Source organism: Hymenobacter norwichensis DSM 15439 (assembly GCF_000420705.1).
GTDB lineage: Bacteria > Bacteroidota > Bacteroidia > Cytophagales > Hymenobacteraceae > Hymenobacter > Hymenobacter norwichensis.
The window spans coordinates 337,133-358,791 of record NZ_ATVL01000010.1 but is presented as its reverse complement, the minus strand read 5'-3'; the positions used below and the strand labels follow the sequence as shown (position 1 = coordinate 358,791).

Sequence of the window (21,659 nt, the reverse complement as noted above, 5' to 3'; positions counted from 1 at the left end):
CCCCAATCATAGCGGGGCTGGCTGCAAACGGCTTCGCGCTTTTTTCTCCTGGTTTGGTTTTGGAGATATACAGGGAAAGCTCCGGCCGGTTGGTCGGAGCCTTCTTGCTTTATAATGAGGCGGTGCATCCAAACTCCTCATTTCCCGTTCATTTCACCCTCCTTACTTCGCACTATGTTTCGTTCTCTACTCTTTTCTGCCGGTTTGCTGCTAGAAGCCGGGAGTGTTTTGGCCCAAGCAACGCTCGCCACCCGCCCTACGCGCACCACGTCAGTAGCCGTACCCACCACCGGGCGCGTTACGGATGCCGGCACCGGCGAAGCACTACCAGGTGCCACCATCTACTTCCCCGACCTGAAACAGGCCACCGCCACCGCCGCCGATGGCAGCTTCCAGTTTGCCGCCTTGCCCCGCGGCCGGTTCCTGATGCAGGTGCGTTTTGTAGGCTACACCACCGTAGTGCGCACCGTGGATACCGGCACCGGGCAGCCTCTAGCCGTGACCCTGACACCCGCCGCCACCGAAATTGGGCAAGTGGTGGTAACGGGCGTGTCGGCTAGCACGGAAATGCGCCGCTCGCCGGTGCCCACCAGCGTGGTGGACCAAACCCGGCTGCGCCAAACGGCCGCTACCAACGCCGTAGACGCCATTGCCCACGTCCCTGGCCTCAGCCAGATTACCACGGGAGCAGCCATCAGCAAGCCTATTATTCGGGGCCTGGGCTCTAATCGGCTGGTTACGCTCAACAACGGCGCCAAGCAGGAAGGTCAGCAGTGGGGCGACGAGCACGGCATCGAAATCGATGAGTACGGCATTGATAGAGTAGAGATTATCAAGGGGCCGGGCAGCTTACTGTATGGGTCCGATGGGCTGGCGGGTGTCATCAACTTCCTACCACCCGAGCCCGTGGACGAAGGCCGGGTTCTGGGCTCGGTGGCGGCCAACTACCAAACCAACAACTACCTACAAGGCTACTCGCTGATGAACGCCGGCAATCTGAACGGGCTGAACTGGCTGGTGCGCGGCTCGGGCAAGCTGGCCGGTAACTACCGCAACAGCTACGACGGCCGCGTGTACAACTCGGGGTTCCGGGAACTGGACGGCAGCGGCTACGTGGGCGTCAATAAAAGCTGGGGCTACTCGCACCTCACGTTCAATTCGTTCAACCAGGAACTCGGCTTGGTGGAAGGCGACCGGGATTCGGTGTCGGGGCGGTTCTTGAAGTCGGTGGTTATTGGCGGCGACCCGGATAACGTGGAGGGTGTGCCCGTGACGGATGCCGATTTGCGCGGCTACGGCCTGGACGTGCCACGCCAGCAAATCAACCACTTGCGCATCGGCACCGACAACAGCTTTATCCTGGGGGAAAGCCGCCTGACCCTGAACGTGGGCTGGCAGCAGAACCTGCGGCGCGAGTTCGGCAACCCAGCCGATGCCGCAGAAAACTCGCTGTTCTTTCAGCTGCGCACCGTGGATTACGCGGCGCGGTATTTCCTACCCGAAATGAATGGCTGGCAAACCACATTCGGCGTGAGCGGTATGCGCCAGGAAAACCAGAACAAGGGCATTGAGTTCCTGATTCCGGCTTACCAGCTTACCGATGGCGGCGTGTTTGGTGTCACCAAGAAAACCTTCGGCAAGCTCGACCTGAGCGGGGGCCTGCGCTACGATTTGCGCCGCATCACCGCCGACCAGCTCTTCCTCGACGAGCAAGAACAGCCAGCGGCCAGCGGCGAAGAGAAGTTTCCGGGCTTCCAGAGCACTTTCCGCAACGTGAGCGGCAGCCTGGGCGGCGCCTACAGTCTGACTGATAAGCTGATATTGAAAGCCAACGTGGCGCGCGGCTTTCGGGCGCCCAATATTGCTGAGCTGGGTTCCAACGGCCAACACGAGGGCACAATTCGCTATGAAATTGGGGAGCCCAATTTGAAGGCTGAAACCAGCTTGCAGGTGGATGGCGGTCTGAGCTACACCTCCGACCACGTGGGCCTAAGCATCGACGCGTTCCGCAACGGTATTAGCAACTACATCTTCCCCGCCAAGCTGCTCGATGCCAGCGGCACCGCCGACTCCGTGGCCACCACCGGCGACCCGGTATTCCGGTACGGCCAAGGCAACGCCCGCCTCGCCGGTGGCGAAATAACGCTCGACCTTCACCCCCACCCGCTCGACTGGCTGCACTTCGAAAACTCGTTTTCGATGGTGCGCGCCATTCAGTTCGACCAGCCCGAGGGCCAGAAGTACCTGCCCTTCATTCCCGCCGACCGGCTCCAATCAGAGTTGCGGGTGAACTTCCGCAAGGTGGGCACCACGCGGCTGCACAACCTATACGCCCGCGGCGGCGTGGAACACACCTTCGCACAAAACCGCATCTTCTCCGCCTTCGAAACCGAAACCCGCACGCCGGGCTATACGCTGGTGAACTTGGGGCTGGGGTCTGATGTGACGGACAGCCACGACAAGACATTATTTTCGGTATATCTGACGGCCAATAACCTGTTCGATGTAGGCTACCAGAGCCACCTGAGCCGCCTGAAGTACGCGGCCTACAACCCCAGCAACGGCCGCACTGGTGTATTCAACCAGGGCCGCAACGTGAGCGTGCGGGTGGTGGTACCGCTGAGCTTTATGTAGGATTGAAGAGCGAGGAACAAGAGTCAGCGTGTAAAGGCTGCGCACTACCTTACGGTTACCATTGTTAGGCAGTAACCCGACGTATACACCGTAGCAGAGTTGGCAGGCGGCTTATATCCATCTGACTGTTGCCACTTCCTCGTTTTAATTCCTCCTTGAAAATATGGCCCACGACCACCACGGACACGACCACGCGCATCACCACGGCCCGCCTGCCGATGGCAACTTCACCCAGGCTTTCAAGTGGGGCATCATCCTGAACCTGCTGTTTGTGGCGGGCGAAACGGCGGGCGGTTTGTGGGCCAACTCGGCGGCGCTGCTTTCCGATGCCGGCCATAACCTGAGCGACGTGCTGAGTCTGGCGCTGGCTTGGGGGGCTGCTTTGCTGGCGAAGCGCCGCGCCACCGAGCGGTTCACCTACGGCTACAAGGGCGCTACCATTCAGGCAGCGTTGCTGAACGCAGCGTTGCTGTACCTGGCGCTGGGCTTTATTTTGTGGGAAACCATCGACCACCTGCGCCACCCTACGCCCGTTAATGGCCCGGTGGTGATGGCGCTGGCCGGGTTGGGCATCCTGATTAATGGCTTCACAGCCTGGCTGTTCAGCAGCGGGCAGAAAGGCGACGTGAACGTGCGCGGTGCGTATTTGCACATGCTCACCGACATGCTGGTTTCGGTGGGCGTGGTAATTGGCGGTGCACTGGTGTACTTCACTGGGTGGCAGTGGTTGGACCCCGCCATCAGCTTCGTGATTCTGGCGGTGGTAGGCTACAGCTCGTGGGGCTTGTTGCGCGAAACGGTGCAGCTGGGCCTGCAAGCCGCTCCCGAAAGCATTGATATGGCGGCTGTACGGGCGTTTCTGCTGGCGCGGCCCGGTGTGGTAAGCGTCCACGATTTGCATGTGTGGCCCCTCAGCACCCAGGATACCGCCCTTACCGCCCACCTAGTCCGGCCGGGCGGCACCGACAACAACCACTTTCTGGGCGCCTTGCAGCACGATTTGGTGCACGAGTTCAACATCAGCCATTGCACCGTTCAGCTCGAAGACGTAACCCCCGCCATGGGTGCCCACGGCTGCTGCGACGAGGCAGCCAGCCATGCGCAACCTGCCGGGAAATTTGCGTAATCTGCATCGAACATTTCTTTGCGCCCTAGTATGCCGTCTGCTCCCCTTGCTCCACCCACCACTCCTCCCACCAAGCTATTTTCGGCCATTGTTATTGTGGCTGCCCTGGGGTATTTCGTTGACATCTACGACCTGATTCTGTTCAGCATTGTGCGGGTCAGGAGCCTGAACGAGCTGGGCATCACGGCCAAAGACGCCGTTACCAGCCAAGGCATCTTCTTGATTAACATGCAGATGGGCGGCATGCTGCTCGGGGGAATTTTGTGGGGCATCTTGGGCGACAAGCGGGGGCGGCTGTCGGTGTTGTTCGGCTCGATTCTGCTGTATTCGCTGGCTAACATTGCCAACGGTTTCGTGCAAACCCTCGACCAATATGCTTGGCTGCGCCTGATAGCCGGTGTAGGGCTGGCCGGCGAACTGGGGGCGGGCATCACGCTGGTAGCCGAAACGCTGCCCAAGGAAAAACGCGGCTACGGCACCATGATAGTAGCTACCGTGGGCGTAAGTGGGGCCATGCTGGCGTATTGGGTGGGCGAAGGCTCCGGCTGGGGTTGGCGCAACGCCTACTTTATTGGGGGCGGGCTGGGCTTAGCGCTGCTGGTGCTGCGCGTGAGCGTGTATGAGTCGGGCATGTTCCAGCAGACCAAGGAAAGCGGGGTAGCGCGCGGTAACTTCCTGAGCTTGTTTACCAATAGCGCCCGGCTGGGCCGCTACCTCAAGTGCCTGCTTATTGGGGTACCGCTCTGGTTTGTAGTCGGCATCCTGATTACGCTGGCCCCCGAGTTTGGCGCCGAGTTGGGCATCACCGGGCCGGTTTCGGCGGGGTTGGGCGTGTTCTGGTGCTACTTCGGGCTGGTATTCGGCGACTTTGCTAGTGGCACTATCAGCCAATTGATGCGCAGCCGCAACCGGGCGTTGCAGCTGTTTCTGGTGCTGTGTTCGGTACTGGTAGCGGTGTATCTGTATGGCATCCGGGGCGCTTCGCCGAGCACGTTTTACGCCGTTTGCTTTGTGCTGGGCCTCACGGTGGGCTTCTGGGCGTTGTTCGTAACGGTGGCAGCCGAGCAGTTTGGCACCAACCTGCGGGCTACGGTGGCTACTACCGCGCCTAACTTTGCGCGGGGTTCGGTGGTGCTGCTCACCTTCCTGTTTCAGCTGTTCAAAGCTCCGCTGGGCCTGATTGGTAGCGCCACGGTGCTGGCTGTGGTATCCTTGCTGATGGCCTTCTGGGCAGTTAGCTCCTTACCGGAGAGCTACGGCAAAGAACTGGACTATGTTGAGGAATAACATAGTAAAATCAACTTAGATCAGAGCAAGCCGTATCAGGATAAACTCAACTCTAAGTAGTGTCATGAAAAAGATCCTTGCCCTTTTGGCTTTTGCAGTTGGTATCGTGAGCAGCCATGCCAGCTTGGCGCAAACTACCACCACCGACTCCACTCAAATCCGGCTGCAAATGCAGCAGCAGCGCGCCGCCGATGCCAAAGCGGCCCTAGAAGCCCAGAAGCAGCAAACTTCTTCTTCGCGCAGCAATGTAAACCAGTCTGAAAATCAGCTCAAAGACCAGAAGAATGCCCTGCGTGAGCAGAAGCGGCAGATGAAAGAGCAGAAACTTGCTCTGAGCCGCGAAAAGGATGCCGCCAAGGAAGCCAAACGCCAAGAAAAAATGGCCAAGGAAACAGCTAACCTGGAAAAGCGTAAAGCCCGCGACGCCAAGAAAGCAGCTAAAGCTGCTATGTAGTAGCTTCGGCCCTATCCTATTTGAATTACAAAAACTCCGGCCTTATTGCCGGAGTTTTTTGTGCCCTCATCATTCTCTTTTACCCTTCTCGTTATGACGACTCGCCCAACCAAAAACAAGCCTATGGTGTACGTATGGCACCATTTCGTCCTGCTGCCTGCGCTGCTTATTCTAGCTATTTACAGCATCCGTCGGTACGCAGCGGTGTTTGGCGATGACTCTGAAGACTCGCGTCTGTGGTTTACGGTCATGGGACTGGCCGTAGTAGGCTTTGGGGTGCTTCTGATGCTGCGCCAGCACTACGCCCTCACGCTCCAAGACCGGATTATCCGGCTGGAAGTGCGCCAGCAATACTTTGAGGCTACCGGCCAGAGCTTCCGCCCCTTGGAAAGCCAGTTGCAGCTCAGCCAGATCCTGGCCCTGCGCTTCGCCGGCGACGCCGAACTGCCGGCCCTGGTGCAGGCTGCCATCAATGAGAAACTGTCATCCAAGGATATTCAGGCGCGCATTCAGGACTTCCATTTCGACTATATGCGGGTGTGATAATGGCTAATAGGGTCTTGAGGGCTTAGGAGCTTGGATTTTTTGGCCGACTTTTGCGTTACTCATTTCCCCAGGACCGTATTGCCGAATAGCATCGTTTGGCGGTCTATGCCCAATATCAGTCTGGGCTTATTTGAAAAGCCTCTAACATCCAACTCATGATTCTATACAACGTCACCACCAGCCTCGACCCGGAAATTGCGGAGCAGTGGGTGGATTACATGCGCGACACCCACATGCCTGAGGTAATGGCCACCGGCTTCTTCGTAAAAAGCCAGCTGTGCCGCTTGCTCAACGAGGAAGACGATGGCATCACCTACGCCGCTCAGTATTACTGCGTAAGCCTGGACCAGCTAGAAACCTACCAAGAAGTGGCCGCGCCAGCCCTCCGTCAGGAAATCGAGAAGCAATTTGGAGGCCGCTACGCCTCATTCCGCACCATGCTGGAAATAGTCAGCTAGCGGTGATTTAGTGAAATAGTAGAAGCCCGTCAGGCAGAGCGGAGCGAAGCATCTCGCGTGCTGATGAGGGAGTAGTAACCCAACATTAGCACGCGAGATGCTTTGCTCCGCTCTGCCTGACGGGCTTTTTTAATAACCCTTGCTGCATTTTCTGGCAGCCTTCTAGCGCACCACTTCCCCGCCGTAGGCTTGCAGTTGCTCGGCCGTGAGGTTGCCGTTCAGCCATTCGGGGTCGAGGTTGGCCCCTACCCTCTTATAGAAGCCAATGGCGGGCTCGTTCCAGTTAAGGACCTGCCATTTCATACGGTTGGCGCCGGTGTGCCGAGCCTCGGCCACTACGGCATCAAACAGGCGCTTGCCCACGCCCGTACCGCGTGTGGCCTCGGCTACTACCAGGTCTTCCAGGAACAGCATCCGGCCTTTCCAGGTGGAATAGGCGGTGTAGTAGAGCGCAATACCCACGATGCCGCCCGCTTCCTGCTCGGCCACGAAGAACTTGAAAATCGAGTCCGGTCCGAATCCGTCGCGCTGCATATCGGCCAGCGTGTTCGTTACTTCTTGCGGGGCGCGCTCATACTCGGCCAGCTCCTGAATCAGGGCCAGCACCTGGGGCAAATCGGCCTCACGGCCACGGCGGATAATAGTTGACATCGGGAAGGCAGGTAGAGTGGTTATCGAAATTCGAGTGGAACAGAAACAGAGAAGGAGCAACGGCGCGTGGCGGCCATTGCTCCTTCTGTAGTTTATCAGCTATGCAGCCAACTACATGACGGGCTGCATTTTCTTGATGTCTTCGGTGGCGTTGGGGGCCGTTATTTCGCGGGTAGCGGGGTTTTCAGGAGCAGCTTTGCCACCGGTTGTGTCGGGTGCGGCCGGAATGGGGGGCAGTGGCTTAGAGGCCATGTCCTCTTCCTTGGTATAATCGGGGTTGCTGCACGACGTGGCGGACAGCATCAGCGAAGCGGCCAACAGACCGAGCAGAAACGTTTTTTTCATGTGGAAACTAAAAGATGCAGACTAGTTACGCGCGTTGTGGCCGCGAAGATACGGGGTGAAGGGCTGATTGTCGATTGTTGCTTGTCGAATTGTTGCTTGGTGGCGGCTATAATCAACGATTATCAATCCACTGAACATCAACAATCAACCGCCACCAATTAATAAGCACCTTACTTCTTATACGGATTCAAGCCCATGTTCTGGTAGGCAAACGACCAGATATCGGCCCACTCCTGAATCTGAAGCTTGGTGCTTTTGCCGGCGCCGTGGCCGGCATTCACGTCCACCCGAATCAATTGGGGGCGCGGGCCAGTGTTGGCGGCTTGCAACGTGGCCGCGAACTTAAACGAGTGCGCGGGCACCACCCGGTCGTCGTGGTCGGCGGTGGTAATCATGGTGGCGGGGTACGCGGCCGGCTTCAAGTTGTGCAGCGGCGAGAACTTGTACAGGTTCTGAAACTGCGCGTAGTTATCAGAGGTGCCGTACTCGGGGGCCCAGTTCCAGCCGATGGTGAACTTCTGGTAGCGCAGCATATCCATTACGCCCACCGCCGGAAATGCTACGCCACACAGGTCGGGGCGCTGGGTCATGGTGGCGCCTACTAGCAGGCCACCGTTCGAGCCGCCCGCAATGGCTAGCCGCTCGGTGTTGGTGTAGCCCTGCACTTTCAGGTAATCAGCGGCGGCAATGAAGTCGTCGAATACGTTTTGCTTGTTGGGCGTCATGCCGGCTTTGTGCCAGCCTTCGCCGTACTCGCCGCCGCCCCGCAGGTTCGGAATGGCCAAGATGCCGCCGTTTTCCAGCCACAACATGCGCGCCACCGAGAAGGAAGGCGTGAGCGAAACGTTGAAGCCGCCGTAGGCATACAGGTACGTCGGGTTCTGGCCGTTGAGCTTCACCCCTTTCTTGTGGGTGATGAACATCGGAATCTTGGTGCCGTCCTTGCTGGCATAGAACACCTGTGTAGTCACGTAGTCCTCGGGCTTCACGTCCACTTTCGGAGCCCGGAACACGGTGCTGGTGTTGCTGGCGAGGTCGTATTTGTAGATGGTGGTTGGGTACGTAAACGAGGTGAAGGCGTAGTACACCGTTTTCGCGTCGCGCTTACCGCCGAAGCCGGCCGCCGTACCAATGGCGGGCAGCGCCACATCGTGCTTGAACTCGCCCTTTTCGGTATATACTTTAATTAGGCTGCTAGCGTCTTTCAAGTAGGACGCCACCAAGTAGCCGCCCACTTGGTCTACACCTTCCAGCTTCTGCTCGGTCTGGGGCAACACCTCTTTCCAGTTCGCCTCTTGGGGCTTTTTAGGGTCGATGAGCACGACGCGGTAGCGCGGCGCCTTGTAGTTAGTGAGCACCAGCAGCTGCCCGCCGATGTTGCCGACCACCGAGTTGTTGTGCTCGTAGCTGCTAATGAGCGGCGTGAAGCTGTCGGCTTGCTTGGGGTCGGTTAGGTCGCGCACCGAGAGGCGGTTGCCGTCGGCTTTTCCATCGGTGAGGTAGAGCACCAGAAACCGTTCGTCTTCGGTGGTGCCCACGGTGCGGAAACCGAGGGCCATCTTCTGGTCTTCGTACACCAGCCGGTCTTTGGTTTGCGCGTCGCCGAGCTTGTGGTAGTACACTTTGTGGTACTCGTTTTTGCCCGCCAAGCTGTTCTGGCCGGCTTTGGGGGCATCGTAGCGGCTATAAAAGAAACCGTCCTTGTACCAAGCCGCGCCGGATACTTTCACCCAGTTCAGCTCGTCGGAGATAGGCTTACGGGTTTTCAGATCCATCACCTTGTACTGCTGCCAATCGGAGCCGCCGCCGCTGGTGGCGTAAGCCATGTAGCGGTGGTCATTAGAGAAGAAGGTGCCCATCAGGGCCGTGGTGCCGTCGGTGGAGAACTTGTTAGGGTCGAGCAGCACGTCGGGCTGGCCTTCCTGCCCATTTTGCTGGGTGTAAAGCACCGCTTGGTTTTGCAGGCCGTCGTTTTTCGAGAAATAGAGCTGGCCGCCTTCTTCCTGAGGCACGCCAAACCGCTCGTAGTTCCAGATGGTGGTGAGCCGGTCCCGGATTTTGTCGCGGAACGGAATCTGCTCCAGATAGCCAAACGAGGTCTTGTTTTCGGCCGTCACCCAGGCTTTTGTTTCCGGCGAATCGGGGTCTTCCAGCCAGCGGTACGGGTCGGGTACGGGCGTACCAAAATAATCGTCTACGTGGTCAGATTTGCGGGTTTCGGGGTATTGCACGGGTATTCGGGAAGAAGCAGGAATAGAAGTACCGGCAGTGGAAGGCGAGTACGTTTGCGACGAGCGGCAGCCCGCCAGCAATAGAAAAGCCAGCGCCGGCAGTAGTCGTTTTTGCATGGAAAGAGTTGGCAAGAAGAGGAAGGCGAATATAAAGCAGAGATTCCTAGACTGGAATGAATTGTATTCGAGGAGTTGTACGCACTTGTTCAGATAAGTTAGGTCCTGATAGATAGATCGCCCAATACAATAGATACACTATATATTACTTATCAAGTTGAAAGCATTAGCTTAGACAACCATTCGATACCAAGTATTTCGCGGCCTTTCCTTGTTACAAAACACTATGCTTCTCAGCAAACTAACGCTGCTTATCCTACTGCTTTCTTGCTGGCTGGCCTCCCCCGTTTGGGCTGCACCGGAGCTAGCCGATACAGCATCCTTTGACATTGAAGCGGCTACTAGGCACCACCTCGATACGCTAACACCCGCCCAAAAAGCCAGCTCCGATGCCTACTTTGAAGGTGGCTACTGGCTGCAACTGTGGGAGATGCTGTATGCTTTGGGAGTGGCGGCGGTATTTCTGGGGTTGGGTTTGTCGCGGCAGATGAAAAGCTGGACGGCCCGGCTGCCGGGCAAGGCGCTGCCGACTTTCGCCTACGCGGCATTGTATCTGCTTTTATCCTACCTACTTACCTTTCCGCTGAGTGTGTACAGAAGCTACTTTCGGGAGCATCAGTACGGCTTATCCAACCAATCTTTCGGTGAATGGCTGGGTGATGACTTGAAAGGGCTGGCGCTATCCTTGGTGTTCGGCAGCCTGTTGCTGCTGGCTTTGTATGCGGCCATCCGACGCACAGGTCGGCGCTGGTGGGTATGGGCAACGGCTATTACGGCTACTTTTCTGGTGTTGCAGACGTTTGTGGCGCCGGTGTTCATCAAGCCGCTGTTCAACCATTACACCACGCTACCGGCAGGCCCCATACGCAACCAAATTCTGAGCATGGCCCGGGCCAACAGCGTACCAGCCGACAACGTGTACCTGTTCGACGCCTCCAAGCAAACCAAACGCATTAGTGCCAACGTGAGCGGCTTGGGCAGCACCATCCGCGTATCGCTCAACGACAATCTGCTTGAACGTTGTTCGCCGGCCGAGGTGCAGGCCGTAATGGGCCACGAGCTAGGCCACTATGTGCTGAACCACATCGAGAAGATGATGATTTACTTTGCCCTCCTCCTAGCGCTAGGTTTCGGAACGGTTAACTGGGCGCTGCATCAGCTGTTAGCGCGCTATGGCACCCGCTGGAATATCACTGGCCTGGCTGATATTGGTAGCCTGCCGTTGCTGGTGGTACTGTTCAGTGCTTATTACTTTCTGGCTACCCCTATTTTCAATAACGTCATCCGCACGCAAGAGTTGGAGGCGGACATATTTGGGTTGAATGCCGCCCGCCAACCCGATGCCTTTGCTTCTATTGCCATGAAGTTGTCGGAGTACCGGAAAATTGAGCCGGGCCCGTGGGAGGAGTTTTTCTTCTTCGACCACCCGAGTGGGCACACCCGTGTGCTTACAGCTATGCGGTGGAAAGCCGAGCAATCAAAAGCTCAATAAGCGGTATTCACACGCTGGCTCTTCCTGCACGCTCATATTAAGTGAGTTTGACAATTCTCACTTAAGGAAGCAGCCAGCTAGTCGTTGCACGCTAAACACTTACCCCTCAAACTGCACCACCGCCTTCTGCTCAACCTGCCATACCCCGGCTACTTTGCGCAGCACGCCTTCTTCCAGCGTCAGGATTTCGGATACTGGGCCGGTTGGGGGTTCGTACTCGCAGGCGTCGGCCAGCAACTCGGGCGGGGCTATTTGTAGTAGGTAGGTTTGCACCACAGGCTCCATGCTCACTTGGAAGGTGGCTAAGGCGGGCCATTGCGAGTCCTGGTAGATTTCGTACACGCTGTCGGGTTGCAGCTCGTCGGTGAAGTCCGCTTCGTTGAGCGTTCTGTTTGCTGATGCCTTGGCGTAGCGCATCGTGGTTACAGATACCAATGCTTCCTCTGGCTGAGGTGCCGGTGCTTCTGTCGGCTCGGGCGCCGATTCAGCTACGGGCGTAGGTGGCACTACGCTTTCAAATTCTTCGCGCATAGCAGTAGCCGGCGAGCCAAGCGGCAACACAACTGGCGGGGCCGGTATTTCTGTTAGAGGCACGGGGGCTTCTATTACCGTTGGAGTAGCAGGGGCTTCAGTGGCTACTTCGGCTGCTACAGGCGCAACGGCGGGGGCAGGCACTACCGTGGCTACTGGCGTGGCCGCCGTGAGAGGCACTGGGGACACGGGCGCAACTGGCTCGGGGACAATAACCGGAGCAGTCGGCTTTTCGGTGAGCAACTCTCGTTTGGCCAATTCGGCAGCTACGCGCTGCTGCACCAGGCGCTCTACTTCAAGCTGTAGCTCTGGTGATATAGTTTGCATGGGCGCAACGGCAGGCGTACTAGATGGAGCCGGAGCGGGGCGGGAAGCCATTATTTCATCCTGCCGAGCGGTCATACGGGTGGCTAGCTCCTGCTGGAAAACGGCCAGGTTGCGGCGCATCAACGCGTAGAGCACCAAGCTCAATAGCGCCAGCACAAAGGCCAACGGCGCAAAAAGCTTGCTCATCAAACCCTCGCTGGAACCTTGGGCGGGCTCTGGCTGCTGAGCAACGCCGGCTTCGGCTAATCCAGCATCAGCGGGGTTGTCGGTTGCCATTTCTTCACCTTCCAAATCGGCGGCGTTGGTGGCTTCTTCGGCTTGGCTAACGATGGGCGTGCCGTTGTCAACGTAGTTGGTGAGGGCGGTTTCCAGGGTAGCCAAGCGGGCCATCCGGGCGGTGCTGGCGCGGCGGGCCGGCGAGGATTTCAGACGGTTGATGATTTCCGTTTTCAGCTTTTGCAGCCTCGACGGGTTGGAGCCCAGCCCTTTATAAATAGTTCCGCGGCCTTCCAGCGGCTGGTACAACGCGCTGAACACCCGCTGACTATCGGCCCGGATGCTGCGTTCAAACTCTTTCAGGGTACCACCGCAGGCCAGCGTGTTCTTGAGGTTGGGGCGGCCGTTGTCTTCGTACACAAACCGAGCCGTGGCGCACCATACTTGCACCTTTTGCTCATCAAGCGTGGGCTGGCCGAGGGGGGTTTGGGCGGTGGCGTTCTGCGTCAGTAGTTGGCCCAGTAGCAGGACCCCTAACAGGAAATATCTCATGAGTGCAAACAGGCGGGAAAGGCGAGAAGGAGCTTCCAAGATAGAACATCCAACCCTATTGACTAGCAACTACCCCGTACGCAGAGTTGGCAGCAATGGCTGTCAGCACTTTATTTGCTGAGCTTTAACCAGACTTTTGTTGTCGGATTTTCGTTGTAAATAGCTACCCTAAACCTTAGCTCTGCTATGTCGGAAGTTTCTTTGTTGCTGCGCAGAAAGGGCCGAAACCCTTTCTCTTTCCCTATAGATACTGCTAGAATTTGGTCGGTTGCATTGGCGCTGGGGTTACTGACCCTGGCTAGCTGCGGCGGCGACTCCACCAGCACCGAAACCACCGACCCCGAAACGACTACTGCTCCCGCCACCACGGCAACCGCGCCAGCAAAGGCCGCACCGCTACAAGTAAATGTGTTTCTGGAGCTGTCGGGGGGCATGAAGGGCTTTATGCCGGTGAATACCACGGCCACCGAGCCCACGGCGTTTCAGAAGCGCATCAGCTTGCTGGCCTCACGCACCAACAGCAACCCGGCGGTGGAGCAGGCGCAGTTCTGGCTTTCGCTCAACAAAACACCCCAAAGCAGCAAGTATACCCACTTTCGTGATGTAGTGCAAGGCGATACCAAGGGTGCCGCCCTCGGTACCGAGCTGCCCACCATGCTGGAAAACATCCTGGCTCAGCCCAATGCCACCCAAAAGGTGAACGTGGTTGTTTCTGACTTCATCTATGGCCCCCAGCGCCAAGCCGACGTGGCCGTAATGGGCGTGCGCATCACCGATGCGCTGGCCGCTGCCACCCGCAAGCAGCTGGCCGTAGCCGTACTGGCCGAAACCTCCGCCTTCTACGGCACCTTCCATCCGGCCGTGAAAACGCCCAAGGAACGTATTCCCTTGAAAGGGGAAAGCCGGCCGTATTACATCTGGATCATCGGGCCGGCGGCGGCGGTTGGGCGCTATCTGAATGAAGTAGCCCCCGCCGCTGACGCCAAAACTCAGCAGGCCTACTTTGGACTGAGCTTCCCGAAAGTCCCTTACAATGCGGTACTTACGCAGGTGCCATCCACCAGCCCGCTAGCCCCGGCCAGTGAGGGCAGCGGCTCTATTTCCTACGCTGGCGCGGGCGTAAGTACGAATCTGGAAGTGTCGGACGTTAAGGACGGCGTGGATTTCACCGTTGCCCTCGATTTAGCGCAGCTGCCCGCTGCTTGGCGGGAACCCAGCTTTTTGGCCCGCAACTTGCAAGCCGACCTGCCCGGTGGCGCCGTGAAGCTGGTGCCCAACTCGGTGAAAGCCGTGAGCGGTACGCCTAGCTTGGCAGCGTACACGCATACCATTCGGGTGCACCTGACTGGATTGCCCAAGGAGCCCGCCACCCTCACGTTGCGTTTGCCCGCGCCGGGCGTTCCGGCCTGGGTAACGCAGTGGAGCACCGAAAACGACAACCGCACCGGGCCGCTCAACCAAACGTATCGGCTCACGGAAATCATGACTGGGCTCCGTGACGCCTTCCCGCAACAGTTACCCACCGTATTCACGGCCACTTTCTCGCTTTCTCAAGATTAACTATCTCTCCCTGTATGCAGCAATTCTTCAACAGCCTGTACACCGTTGCCATCGGGCTGCTCTATGACCGCAAAACCCCGCTCTACGGGCTTTACAAAGCAGAAATCTTCAACGCCACCGGCCTTTACACCGTCCTGACGGCGCTGGCGTTAGTAGTGGTGTTCTATTACGTATTCAACCATTTCATTCCGGCCCTCACCCACCAAGGCTTGTACCGCCCCATTCACTGGCTGCTGGTGCTCTTGTTGGTCGCCGGCCTGGGCGCCTTGCTGGCGTGGCGCGTGAGCATCGGCCAAGGCGCCACCTCCGACCCCTACATGCGCTACTTCATCCTGACTAACACCTGGATAGCGCCGTTGTGGTTCGTGCTGTTTTCAGTAGCCCTGAAGTGGGGCTCCCACCACGCACGCCGCACGCCGTTTTAGCAACCCTGGCATCCCAGAACGTCATTCCGAGTGCAGCGAGGAATCTCGCGTGCTGACGTTGTATGAATGACGTTGCAAAACTATCTGTCATGCTGAGCGCAGTCGAAGCATCTCTACCGCTTCATCTGAACCGTTGCAACGAAGCGGTAGAGATGCTTCGACTGCGCTCAGCATGACGGTCCTTTAGTTAACTATTCAACTGACTTCCTTTCCAACTCGATTATATGGCTCGTCTTTTCATTTTTGCCGTGGGTGGCACCGGGGCGCGGGTTCTCCGCTCCCTCACCATGCTACTGGCCGCCGGTATGCGCCTGCCCGACTGTGAGCAGGTGGTGCCTGTGCTAGTTGACCCCGACACCCAAAACGGGGACGTCACGCGCACCGTGGATTTGCTGAAGCGCTATTCCCGCATCCACAACGCTTTGTATCAAGATGGGCAGCACCCGAAAGGCCAGGGCTTTTTCGGGCAGCCGCTCACCACGCTAGCCCAGCTCAACACCGCCGGTGTTGACGGCTTGCGTGACTCGTTCGTGTACGATTTCGGTGGCATTAATCAGTCATTCAAAGACTATATCCACTACAACGAGGCCTCAGTGGAAACCCGCGGCCTCTTGGATTTGCTGTTCACGCCCGACAGCCTCAACGCTAGCCTGGACCTGGGTTTCCGCGGTTCGCCGAACGTGGGCAGTGTGGTGCTGAACTCGTTGGTGCAGGCCCCCGAAATGCGCTATTTGGCGCAAAGCCTCAACTCTGAAGACCGGGTGTTTTTCGTGAGTAGCATCTTTGGTGGTACGGGCGCGGCGGGTTTCCCGCTGCTGGTGAAGAACCTGCGCGACCCAGACGTGGACTTGCCGCAGCCGTCGGTGCGGGCCAAGGTACCGGCGGGCGCGCTGGTGTTGCTGCCGTATTTCAAGCTCCAACAGCCTTCCGCCCAAGAGAAGGCCGATGGGCAAGACTACATCGACTCCAACACATTCATCACCAAAACCAAAACCGCCCTCAGCTACTACGCCGAGCACCTCGATGGGCTAGAATCTCTGTACTACCTCGGCGACCAAGCTGGCCAGCCGCTACCCAACAACCCCGGCCGTGCCGAGCAGCGCAACCAGGCTCACTTGTTGGAAATGCTAGGCGCCTTGTCGATTCCGCACTTCCTGGGGCAGCCCGCCAACCAACTCGACCGGGGCAACCCGGCCTACCACGAGTTCGGACTGAAAGAAGACAAGCAGACCTTCGACTTCGGGCAGTTGCCGCCGGCCCTGCGCCGCGACGTAGCCCGCCCAATGATTCAGTTTCACTACTTCGCGAAGTATTTCCGGCAGCACTTGCTGGAAGAGAAAAACGCGCCGCTTTACAAAGGCGGCAAACTGGGCCAGCACCTACCCGCCAGCACCGGCCCCCTCGCCGACCTCACCGACTTCTTCACGGAGTACGAAAGCTGGCTGCGCGAACTAGGCGTGAGTGAGCGGCGCTTCGGCGCCCTGCACCCCGACGAAACCGATTTCAACAAGATGGTGGCCGACAAAATCATCAGCACCGGTTTCTTCAATAAAGGCCTCACCGATGATGTGCTGCGGGCCGAACTGAACGACGCCGTGGGCAAAACCAACCTCGACAACCCCGACGCCTCCCGCGCCCTCCGCTGGATTGTGGAAGCCTTCAACAAGGCCACCGAAAAGGTAGTCGATACCAAGCTGCAATACAGCTAGTCTCTATTATGTATAAGAACGTCATGCTCATCTGACGCCCGCTTGTCGAAGCATTTCTACCACTTCGACAAATGGACGCCAGATGAGTATGACAGATAGATTAGCAACGCCGACACGCTTGCCAACCATTTCTTCCTTCCGAATTTCCTTACATGGCTAAGATACTCCGCCTGCACCGCACTGGTTCCAGCACCCACGAAGGCTGGGGCCGGACCGGCAAAATCGGCAAAAACGAAATTGAAGGCCCCAGCGGCATCCTGGACCCCGAAGGCGGCCGGGCCGAGCGAGTGGCGGTGGCTATTCCGTCGCCGTTTGCGCGCCTGCACCTCGTAGAAACGGCGCTGGCTTACGTGAGCAATGCGGGTACCTCCGCCCCTACCGACACCGTACACCACAAGCTGGTGGGTCAGTTTTGGGATTTGTGGGAATTGACCTTCAACTACTATCAGCGGCGGCAGCCTGGCCAACGCCTGAGCGTGCGCACCTGGAACCGCGCCAACGAGCTAGCCAAACTGGATTCCCAGCCCACCACTCGCCCGCTGGCCCAGGCCTTGCGCCTCTATCTGAACGACAAGCGCTTTGCCAACCTCACGGAACTACACTTGCTGTACTTCCCCGGTGCCACGCCCAACGAGGCACCGCAGCTACTCGGCGGTACGTCGCCGCTGACGCTGTTTTTCCCGGCGCCGTCGGTGCGGGCGTTGCCAGTGCAGCGGCCCGAGGGCGGCGGCCAGTATTTCGATGGCCGGTACGTAGGCTTGCACCAGCGTGAGCAGGCCTTCCAGGATTTCGTGTATCAGCAGTTTGTGGTAGATACCGCGCTGGCCCGATTGGCGCCAGCCGTGCGCAACGTCCTCGACCCTAACATCCTGAACAAGTGGGGCCTCGATGGTACCGCTCAACTCGCCGACTACCCTGCCCTGCAAGCCGACCAAACCGGCAACCCCGTAGCCGTAGCCAGCGTGACGGTGCGCATCCGGCCTGATGAAGGCATTGTGCGCAACTCCGACTTCACCATCCGGCCCGACCGGCAACCTGCGCCGGGCTGGCCGCTGCCTAATCCGCTGCCGTTGGTGCTGCGGCCGGGCCTCCAGATGCCGGGCAAATTCTACTACAACAACTCCCAGCTCAACGACAGCGGCAATAAAGTACCCGCCTCCGACGCCCGCGCCCTAGCCGACCGCACGCTGCCGGGCCCGGAGTTGGCTTACCCCTACCTGACCCTCAACGACCTGCTGGAAGAAACCTTGCTGACTGTGCCCTACGAGGTGGACGGCAGCCGTTTCGTGACCGGGCAGCTGAAAGTGGCGCCCGGCTACAAGCCCACCTGCTGGCCGCTGCTCCCGGTTACGCCGATGTACTTCGAGTACTTCACGGCGGCCGAACTAGCCACTCAGCTCACGATGGAGCTAGATCCGGTGTGCGTGCGGGTGCGGCTGCGGATTCCGGTGGCCGGCGGTTTCACCGTGGATTACGAGCGTGCCTATTACCCTAACCCGCGCACCGAAGGCCTTGGCCGCTTGCTGGTGACCAACGTGGGCTTGTCGGTGTTCCCGTTTGTGAAAATCGTGGACGCGCCGCAGCTCAACGACTTCTATAAGGTGATGCTGGTGGATGCCAACAACATCGACCCGAGCTTGGTAAACAAGCCGGTGGAACTGCAATTTGGGGTGAACGGCCGGCTGTTGTCGGCTACGGGCACCGAGCAGAGCGCCACGGCCTACCGCCGTACCGCCAAAACCGGCACCGACGAAGGCAGCACCTACTACGAGGTGAAAGGCACGCCCTTCGACTACGTGCAAATCAGCAACCCCGCGCCGGCCGCTGGCCGGGCGCTGGTGGTACCTAAGTGGCGCGAGGTGCGCCAGGGTACCAAGGAGTTCCGCTTCGCCATCGACTTCGGCACCACCAACACCCACGTTGCCTACCACGACGGCCCGAGCCACCCGCCCCAGCCGTTCAGCTTCGGGCCCGACGATACGCCGGTGGCGCTGCTGAAAAAATCGTCGGAAGAATCAGACTACGCCGCGTACGAGCAACTGTACCGGGGCGTGGAAGACGACCCGGCGCACGGTATTCAGCTGCGGCGCTGGCAACGGTATCAGCAGCGCGAGTTCGTACCGTCGTTTGTGGGTGCGGCCGGTTCGCCGTACCAGTTCCCCATCCGGACGGCCACCAGCGAATCGGCGGGCTTCTCTATCGAAACTCCTAAGCTGCTGGCTAACATCAACGTAGGCTTCGGCATCAACACCGAGGAAGAAACCAACGACTCGTACCACACCAACTTGAAGTGGGGCGAAACCGGCGAGGCAGCTCGCCACCGGGTACGTATGTTCTTCCGTGAGATGCTACTGCTGTTCAAGTACAAAGCGGCGCTGCACGGCGGCAATATCGGCGCCACGCAAGTGGTGTGGTTTGCACCGCTCAGCTTCTCGGCATTCAGCCGCGACTTGTACCAGCGCGAGTGGGACACGCTGTTCCGGGAGATTTTCCAGACCAACCGCACCACCACCTACCTGCCCGAGTCGTCGGCGCCGTACTTCTTCCTGACCCGACGTGGCCTCGTGACGCCCGGTCCCGGCGAAAATGCGGCCTTCATCGACATCGGGGGCGGCACTTCCGACGTGTTGTTCTACTCCGACCAAACCGCCGATACCACCGGCCCGCGCAAGCACCACCCGGCGTTCAGCACCTCGTTCCGCTTTGCCGGCAACGAACTGTGGGGCGACGGTGCCGCCGACGTACGCGGCAGCAAAGACAACGGCCTCGTGCGCTTCGGGCTGGACAGCATCAATGCCCACCCGCTCCCGCAAACCAAAGCCGCCGAAATAGCTGTGAAGTGCTTAGCCGTCGTGCAGGCCAATCCGGCGTTCGGCTCCGAAGAAGTAGCCAGCTTGCTGTTCAACTACGAGCGAGAATTCCAGTTTGGCGAGCGGCTGCTGATGGCCCAGCACCTGCGGGTGCTGTTCTACCTGCACTTCGGGTCCATTGTATACCACTTGGGACAAGTAACGGCGCTACGCGGACTGGCTGCCCCACGCTACCTATGCTTCACGGGCCGCGGCAGCTTGTACCTGCGCTTGTTATGCCCCAGCAACTTACGGCCGCTGGAGCAAGTGGCTAGCCTGATTCTGAGCAAGGTAATGGGCGTACCCGCCCCAGCCAATTTCAAGATTGTGCTGGCCGATGACCCCAAGCAAACCACCGCCAACGGAGGCGTGCTGGCTACCGGCCTCGATGCGGAAAGCACCGCCGAAGTGCCACCTATCGTGCAGCCTATTGGCACCGGCGCGGCTGATGCCGCCGAAAACCACCCGCTGTTCCCGTCCGACATCACGGAAGACGTGAAAAACGCAGTGCTGGCCAATGTGGAGAAATGCCTCACGCTGCTGCTCACCGACCCCGATTTGGTGGCAGCGCAAACCAACCTGGGCATCAAGAACCCGCCTGGCCTAGTGCTGCGCGAGCTGAAAGACGCCTTAGCCGACTCGTTCAACCTGGGCCGCCAGCGCTACGCTAATACGCTGCCCGCCGGCGAGCCAATCCCCGAAACGCTGTTTTTCCTGCCGCTCAAGCACGCGTTCTACGTGTTGTCGCAGAAGCTCCACGATTCCGCCCGCTAAGCTCTCGTCTATGTCGATACGTTACCGGGTACTTTGCTTGCTGATGGTGGTGGGGCTGGCTGGTTCGCCTTGGGAGCTGCGCGCCCAAACCGCGCCCGTGGCGGCCAGCCAAGAGGAAAACCTAAAGGGCCAAATCTGGACGGTTACGGCTAAACAAGTTTGGACGGACACCAAGCAGAAAACGCCACCGCCACCACCGTGGGCAACGTCGAAGGAGTTTGAAGATTGGCTCATTAAAAATCCTGACCCAGCAGCTAAATCGGAGTTGGGCATTCTGCGGGGCGCAGTTATCGAGCGGATTGGTAAGGGCCAAGTTGGAACGTCGGCGCAGGTTGCCCAAGCTATTCTGGATGAAATAACCCAACGCCGCGCAAAGAAAGTAGGCGCTCTGGCTCGCGTGGACGTAACCGCTCTACAAAACGAGCTAGCTCCGTTCATTCAGTCGGCCACGCCTGCTGATAGCACCGCCGAAGCCGTAGATTCTACGGCGCCGGCGAGCGTGGTGCAGCAACCAGAATCTACCGCCGAAGCCGTTTATCAGGACACCATACCCGAAAACGTAGCCCTTCCCGAGCAAACAATGGCTCCGTCAGCGGTAGCACCCACCTACTGGGGCCTGTCGTCGGCGGTGGCTGGCACATTACTGGCTTTGCTTGGTGCCTTGGTAGGCGCCGGACTAATGTATAACCGCATGAAGAGTGCCCGCCGTAAACGGCGGCACTCTTCGTCGCATATGGTGGCCACACCCGCCGCTGAACCCGAAACGCAGTCTGTTATGAATACGCCGCAATACCGCACGCTGAAAAGGCAAAACCTAGACCTTCAAAAGCAGCTTGATCAGCTAAAGAAGGAACTAGCCGACCTGAAGGCCCGCGTGACGGGGGTGCCCGTTGCCCCACTTAAAGCCGCACCGCCCAAACGTACCACTGCCGCCCCACCGCCAACGCCAGTACAGGCGCAAGCCGATGACCACGACGATTTGTTGAACGTGGGACTGGGCACTATTGCGCCGCCAGAACCCGCGTATGAGCAGCCGGCCGCGCAGTTGCCGCCAGCTACGCGTTACGGGCCAGTGCAGGAAACGCCGTTTGTGGAGGAGCGCAAGATTGTGGACAACCCGCTGCCGCAGCTGGCCCTGATGCTCACCGTCAACCCGCGCAACCCCGACCAGGCCAGCTTCACGCTCAACCCGCACGTCAACCAGAGCATGCTGATTGGCGACGGGCTGAACCGGTTACAAAAGTTTTTCGAGTACGACCCGCCCGTGGGCCGTATCAACTCCGTGGCCGCAGCGGCGGCGGGCACGCTCCAGCGCCAGGCCGATGGCTGGCAGGTAGTGGAACGCGCCCGGCTCATCATTCGTTGAGCCCTACTT

17 protein-coding genes are annotated in these 21,659 nt (G+C 58.8%); 12 read left to right on the top strand and 5 right to left on the bottom strand.

What is annotated here, in order from left to right:
* Nucleotides 1-174 precede the first annotated feature (174 nt).
* The 6 genes from G536_RS0119580 (at nucleotide 175) to G536_RS0119555 (ending at nucleotide 6,505) form a co-directional block, all read left to right on the top strand.
* A complete protein-coding gene (locus tag G536_RS0119580) occupies nucleotides 175-2,634 on the top strand; it encodes a TonB-dependent receptor (RefSeq protein ID WP_022825302.1) in 2,460 nt (819 codons plus the stop codon).
* 163 nt (nucleotides 2,635-2,797) lie between these two features.
* Nucleotides 2,798-3,760: a cation diffusion facilitator family transporter gene (locus tag G536_RS28960; protein WP_022825301.1), complete on the top strand. Its 963-nt coding sequence runs from the start codon at nucleotides 2,798-2,800 to the stop codon at nucleotides 3,758-3,760.
* 30 nt (nucleotides 3,761-3,790) lie between these two features.
* Nucleotides 3,791-5,047 carry an MFS transporter gene (locus G536_RS0119570; RefSeq protein ID WP_022825300.1) on the top strand — a complete coding sequence of 419 codons (1,257 nt, stop codon included), beginning with the start codon at nucleotides 3,791-3,793 and terminating at the stop codon, nucleotides 5,045-5,047.
* Nucleotides 5,048-5,111: 64 nt separating this feature from the next.
* On the top strand, nucleotides 5,112-5,501 hold the full coding sequence (locus tag G536_RS0119565; RefSeq protein ID WP_022825299.1) for a hypothetical protein: 390 nt from the start codon (nucleotides 5,112-5,114) through the stop codon (nucleotides 5,499-5,501).
* A 93-nt stretch (nucleotides 5,502-5,594) separates the two neighbouring features.
* Nucleotides 5,595-6,044, top strand: coding sequence for a DUF6526 family protein (locus tag G536_RS0119560; protein WP_022825298.1), 450 nt, complete (start codon nucleotides 5,595-5,597; stop codon nucleotides 6,042-6,044).
* A 158-nt stretch (nucleotides 6,045-6,202) separates the two neighbouring features.
* On the top strand, nucleotides 6,203-6,505 hold the full coding sequence (locus tag G536_RS0119555; protein ID WP_022825297.1) for a DUF4286 family protein: 303 nt from the start codon (nucleotides 6,203-6,205) through the stop codon (nucleotides 6,503-6,505).
* Between the two features lie 29 nt (nucleotides 6,506-6,534).
* Here G536_RS0119555 and G536_RS33110 read toward each other — a convergent pair whose 3' ends face one another.
* From G536_RS33110 to G536_RS0119540, 4 genes are all read right to left on the bottom strand, one after another.
* Nucleotides 6,535-6,663 carry a hypothetical protein gene (locus G536_RS33110; protein WP_425402143.1) on the bottom strand — a complete coding sequence of 43 codons (129 nt, stop codon included), beginning with the start codon at nucleotides 6,661-6,663 and terminating at the stop codon, nucleotides 6,535-6,537.
* Nucleotides 6,664-6,667: 4 nt separating this feature from the next.
* Entirely contained in the window at nucleotides 6,668-7,156 is a 489-nt protein-coding gene (locus tag G536_RS0119550) for a GNAT family N-acetyltransferase (protein ID WP_022825296.1), read from the bottom strand.
* 111 nt (nucleotides 7,157-7,267) lie between these two features.
* Nucleotides 7,268-7,501 carry a hypothetical protein gene (locus G536_RS0119545; protein WP_022825295.1) on the bottom strand — a complete coding sequence of 78 codons (234 nt, stop codon included), beginning with the start codon at nucleotides 7,499-7,501 and terminating at the stop codon, nucleotides 7,268-7,270.
* Nucleotides 7,502-7,671: 170 nt separating this feature from the next.
* Nucleotides 7,672-9,849: a prolyl oligopeptidase family serine peptidase gene (locus tag G536_RS0119540; RefSeq protein WP_022825294.1), complete on the bottom strand. Its 2,178-nt coding sequence runs from the start codon at nucleotides 9,847-9,849 to the stop codon at nucleotides 7,672-7,674.
* 226 nt (nucleotides 9,850-10,075) lie between these two features.
* Here G536_RS0119540 and G536_RS0119535 point away from each other — a divergent pair, with 226 nt between their 5' ends.
* The gene (locus G536_RS0119535; protein WP_022825293.1) at nucleotides 10,076-11,341 is read left to right on the top strand and encodes a M48 family metallopeptidase; all 1,266 of its coding nucleotides are present in this window, start codon (nucleotides 10,076-10,078) and stop codon (nucleotides 11,339-11,341) included.
* A 99-nt stretch (nucleotides 11,342-11,440) separates the two neighbouring features.
* Here G536_RS0119535 and G536_RS0119530 read toward each other — a convergent pair whose 3' ends face one another.
* The gene (locus tag G536_RS0119530; RefSeq protein WP_022825292.1) at nucleotides 11,441-12,967 is read right to left on the bottom strand and encodes a hypothetical protein; all 1,527 of its coding nucleotides are present in this window, start codon (nucleotides 12,965-12,967) and stop codon (nucleotides 11,441-11,443) included.
* A gap of 186 nt (nucleotides 12,968-13,153) precedes the next feature.
* Here G536_RS0119530 and G536_RS0119525 point away from each other — a divergent pair, with 186 nt between their 5' ends.
* The 5 genes from G536_RS0119525 (at nucleotide 13,154) to G536_RS0119505 (ending at nucleotide 21,650) form a co-directional block, all read left to right on the top strand.
* Complete coding sequence (locus G536_RS0119525; RefSeq protein ID WP_157530787.1) at nucleotides 13,154-14,527, top strand: hypothetical protein; 1,374 nt, start codon at nucleotides 13,154-13,156, stop codon at nucleotides 14,525-14,527.
* Nucleotides 14,528-14,541: 14 nt separating this feature from the next.
* Nucleotides 14,542-14,952 (top strand): hypothetical protein, encoded by a 411-nt coding sequence (locus G536_RS0119520; RefSeq protein WP_022825290.1) that lies wholly within the window; start codon nucleotides 14,542-14,544, stop codon nucleotides 14,950-14,952.
* 224 nt (nucleotides 14,953-15,176) lie between these two features.
* Nucleotides 15,177-16,661 (top strand): hypothetical protein, encoded by a 1,485-nt coding sequence (locus G536_RS0119515; protein WP_022825289.1) that lies wholly within the window; start codon nucleotides 15,177-15,179, stop codon nucleotides 16,659-16,661.
* A gap of 152 nt (nucleotides 16,662-16,813) precedes the next feature.
* Nucleotides 16,814-20,284 carry a hypothetical protein gene (locus G536_RS0119510; protein ID WP_022825288.1) on the top strand — a complete coding sequence of 1,157 codons (3,471 nt, stop codon included), beginning with the start codon at nucleotides 16,814-16,816 and terminating at the stop codon, nucleotides 20,282-20,284.
* 10 nt (nucleotides 20,285-20,294) lie between these two features.
* Nucleotides 20,295-21,650, top strand: a complete 1,356-nt coding sequence (locus tag G536_RS0119505; protein ID WP_157530785.1) for a hypothetical protein — start codon at nucleotides 20,295-20,297, stop codon at nucleotides 21,648-21,650.
* Nucleotides 21,651-21,659: the final 9 nt, after the last annotated feature.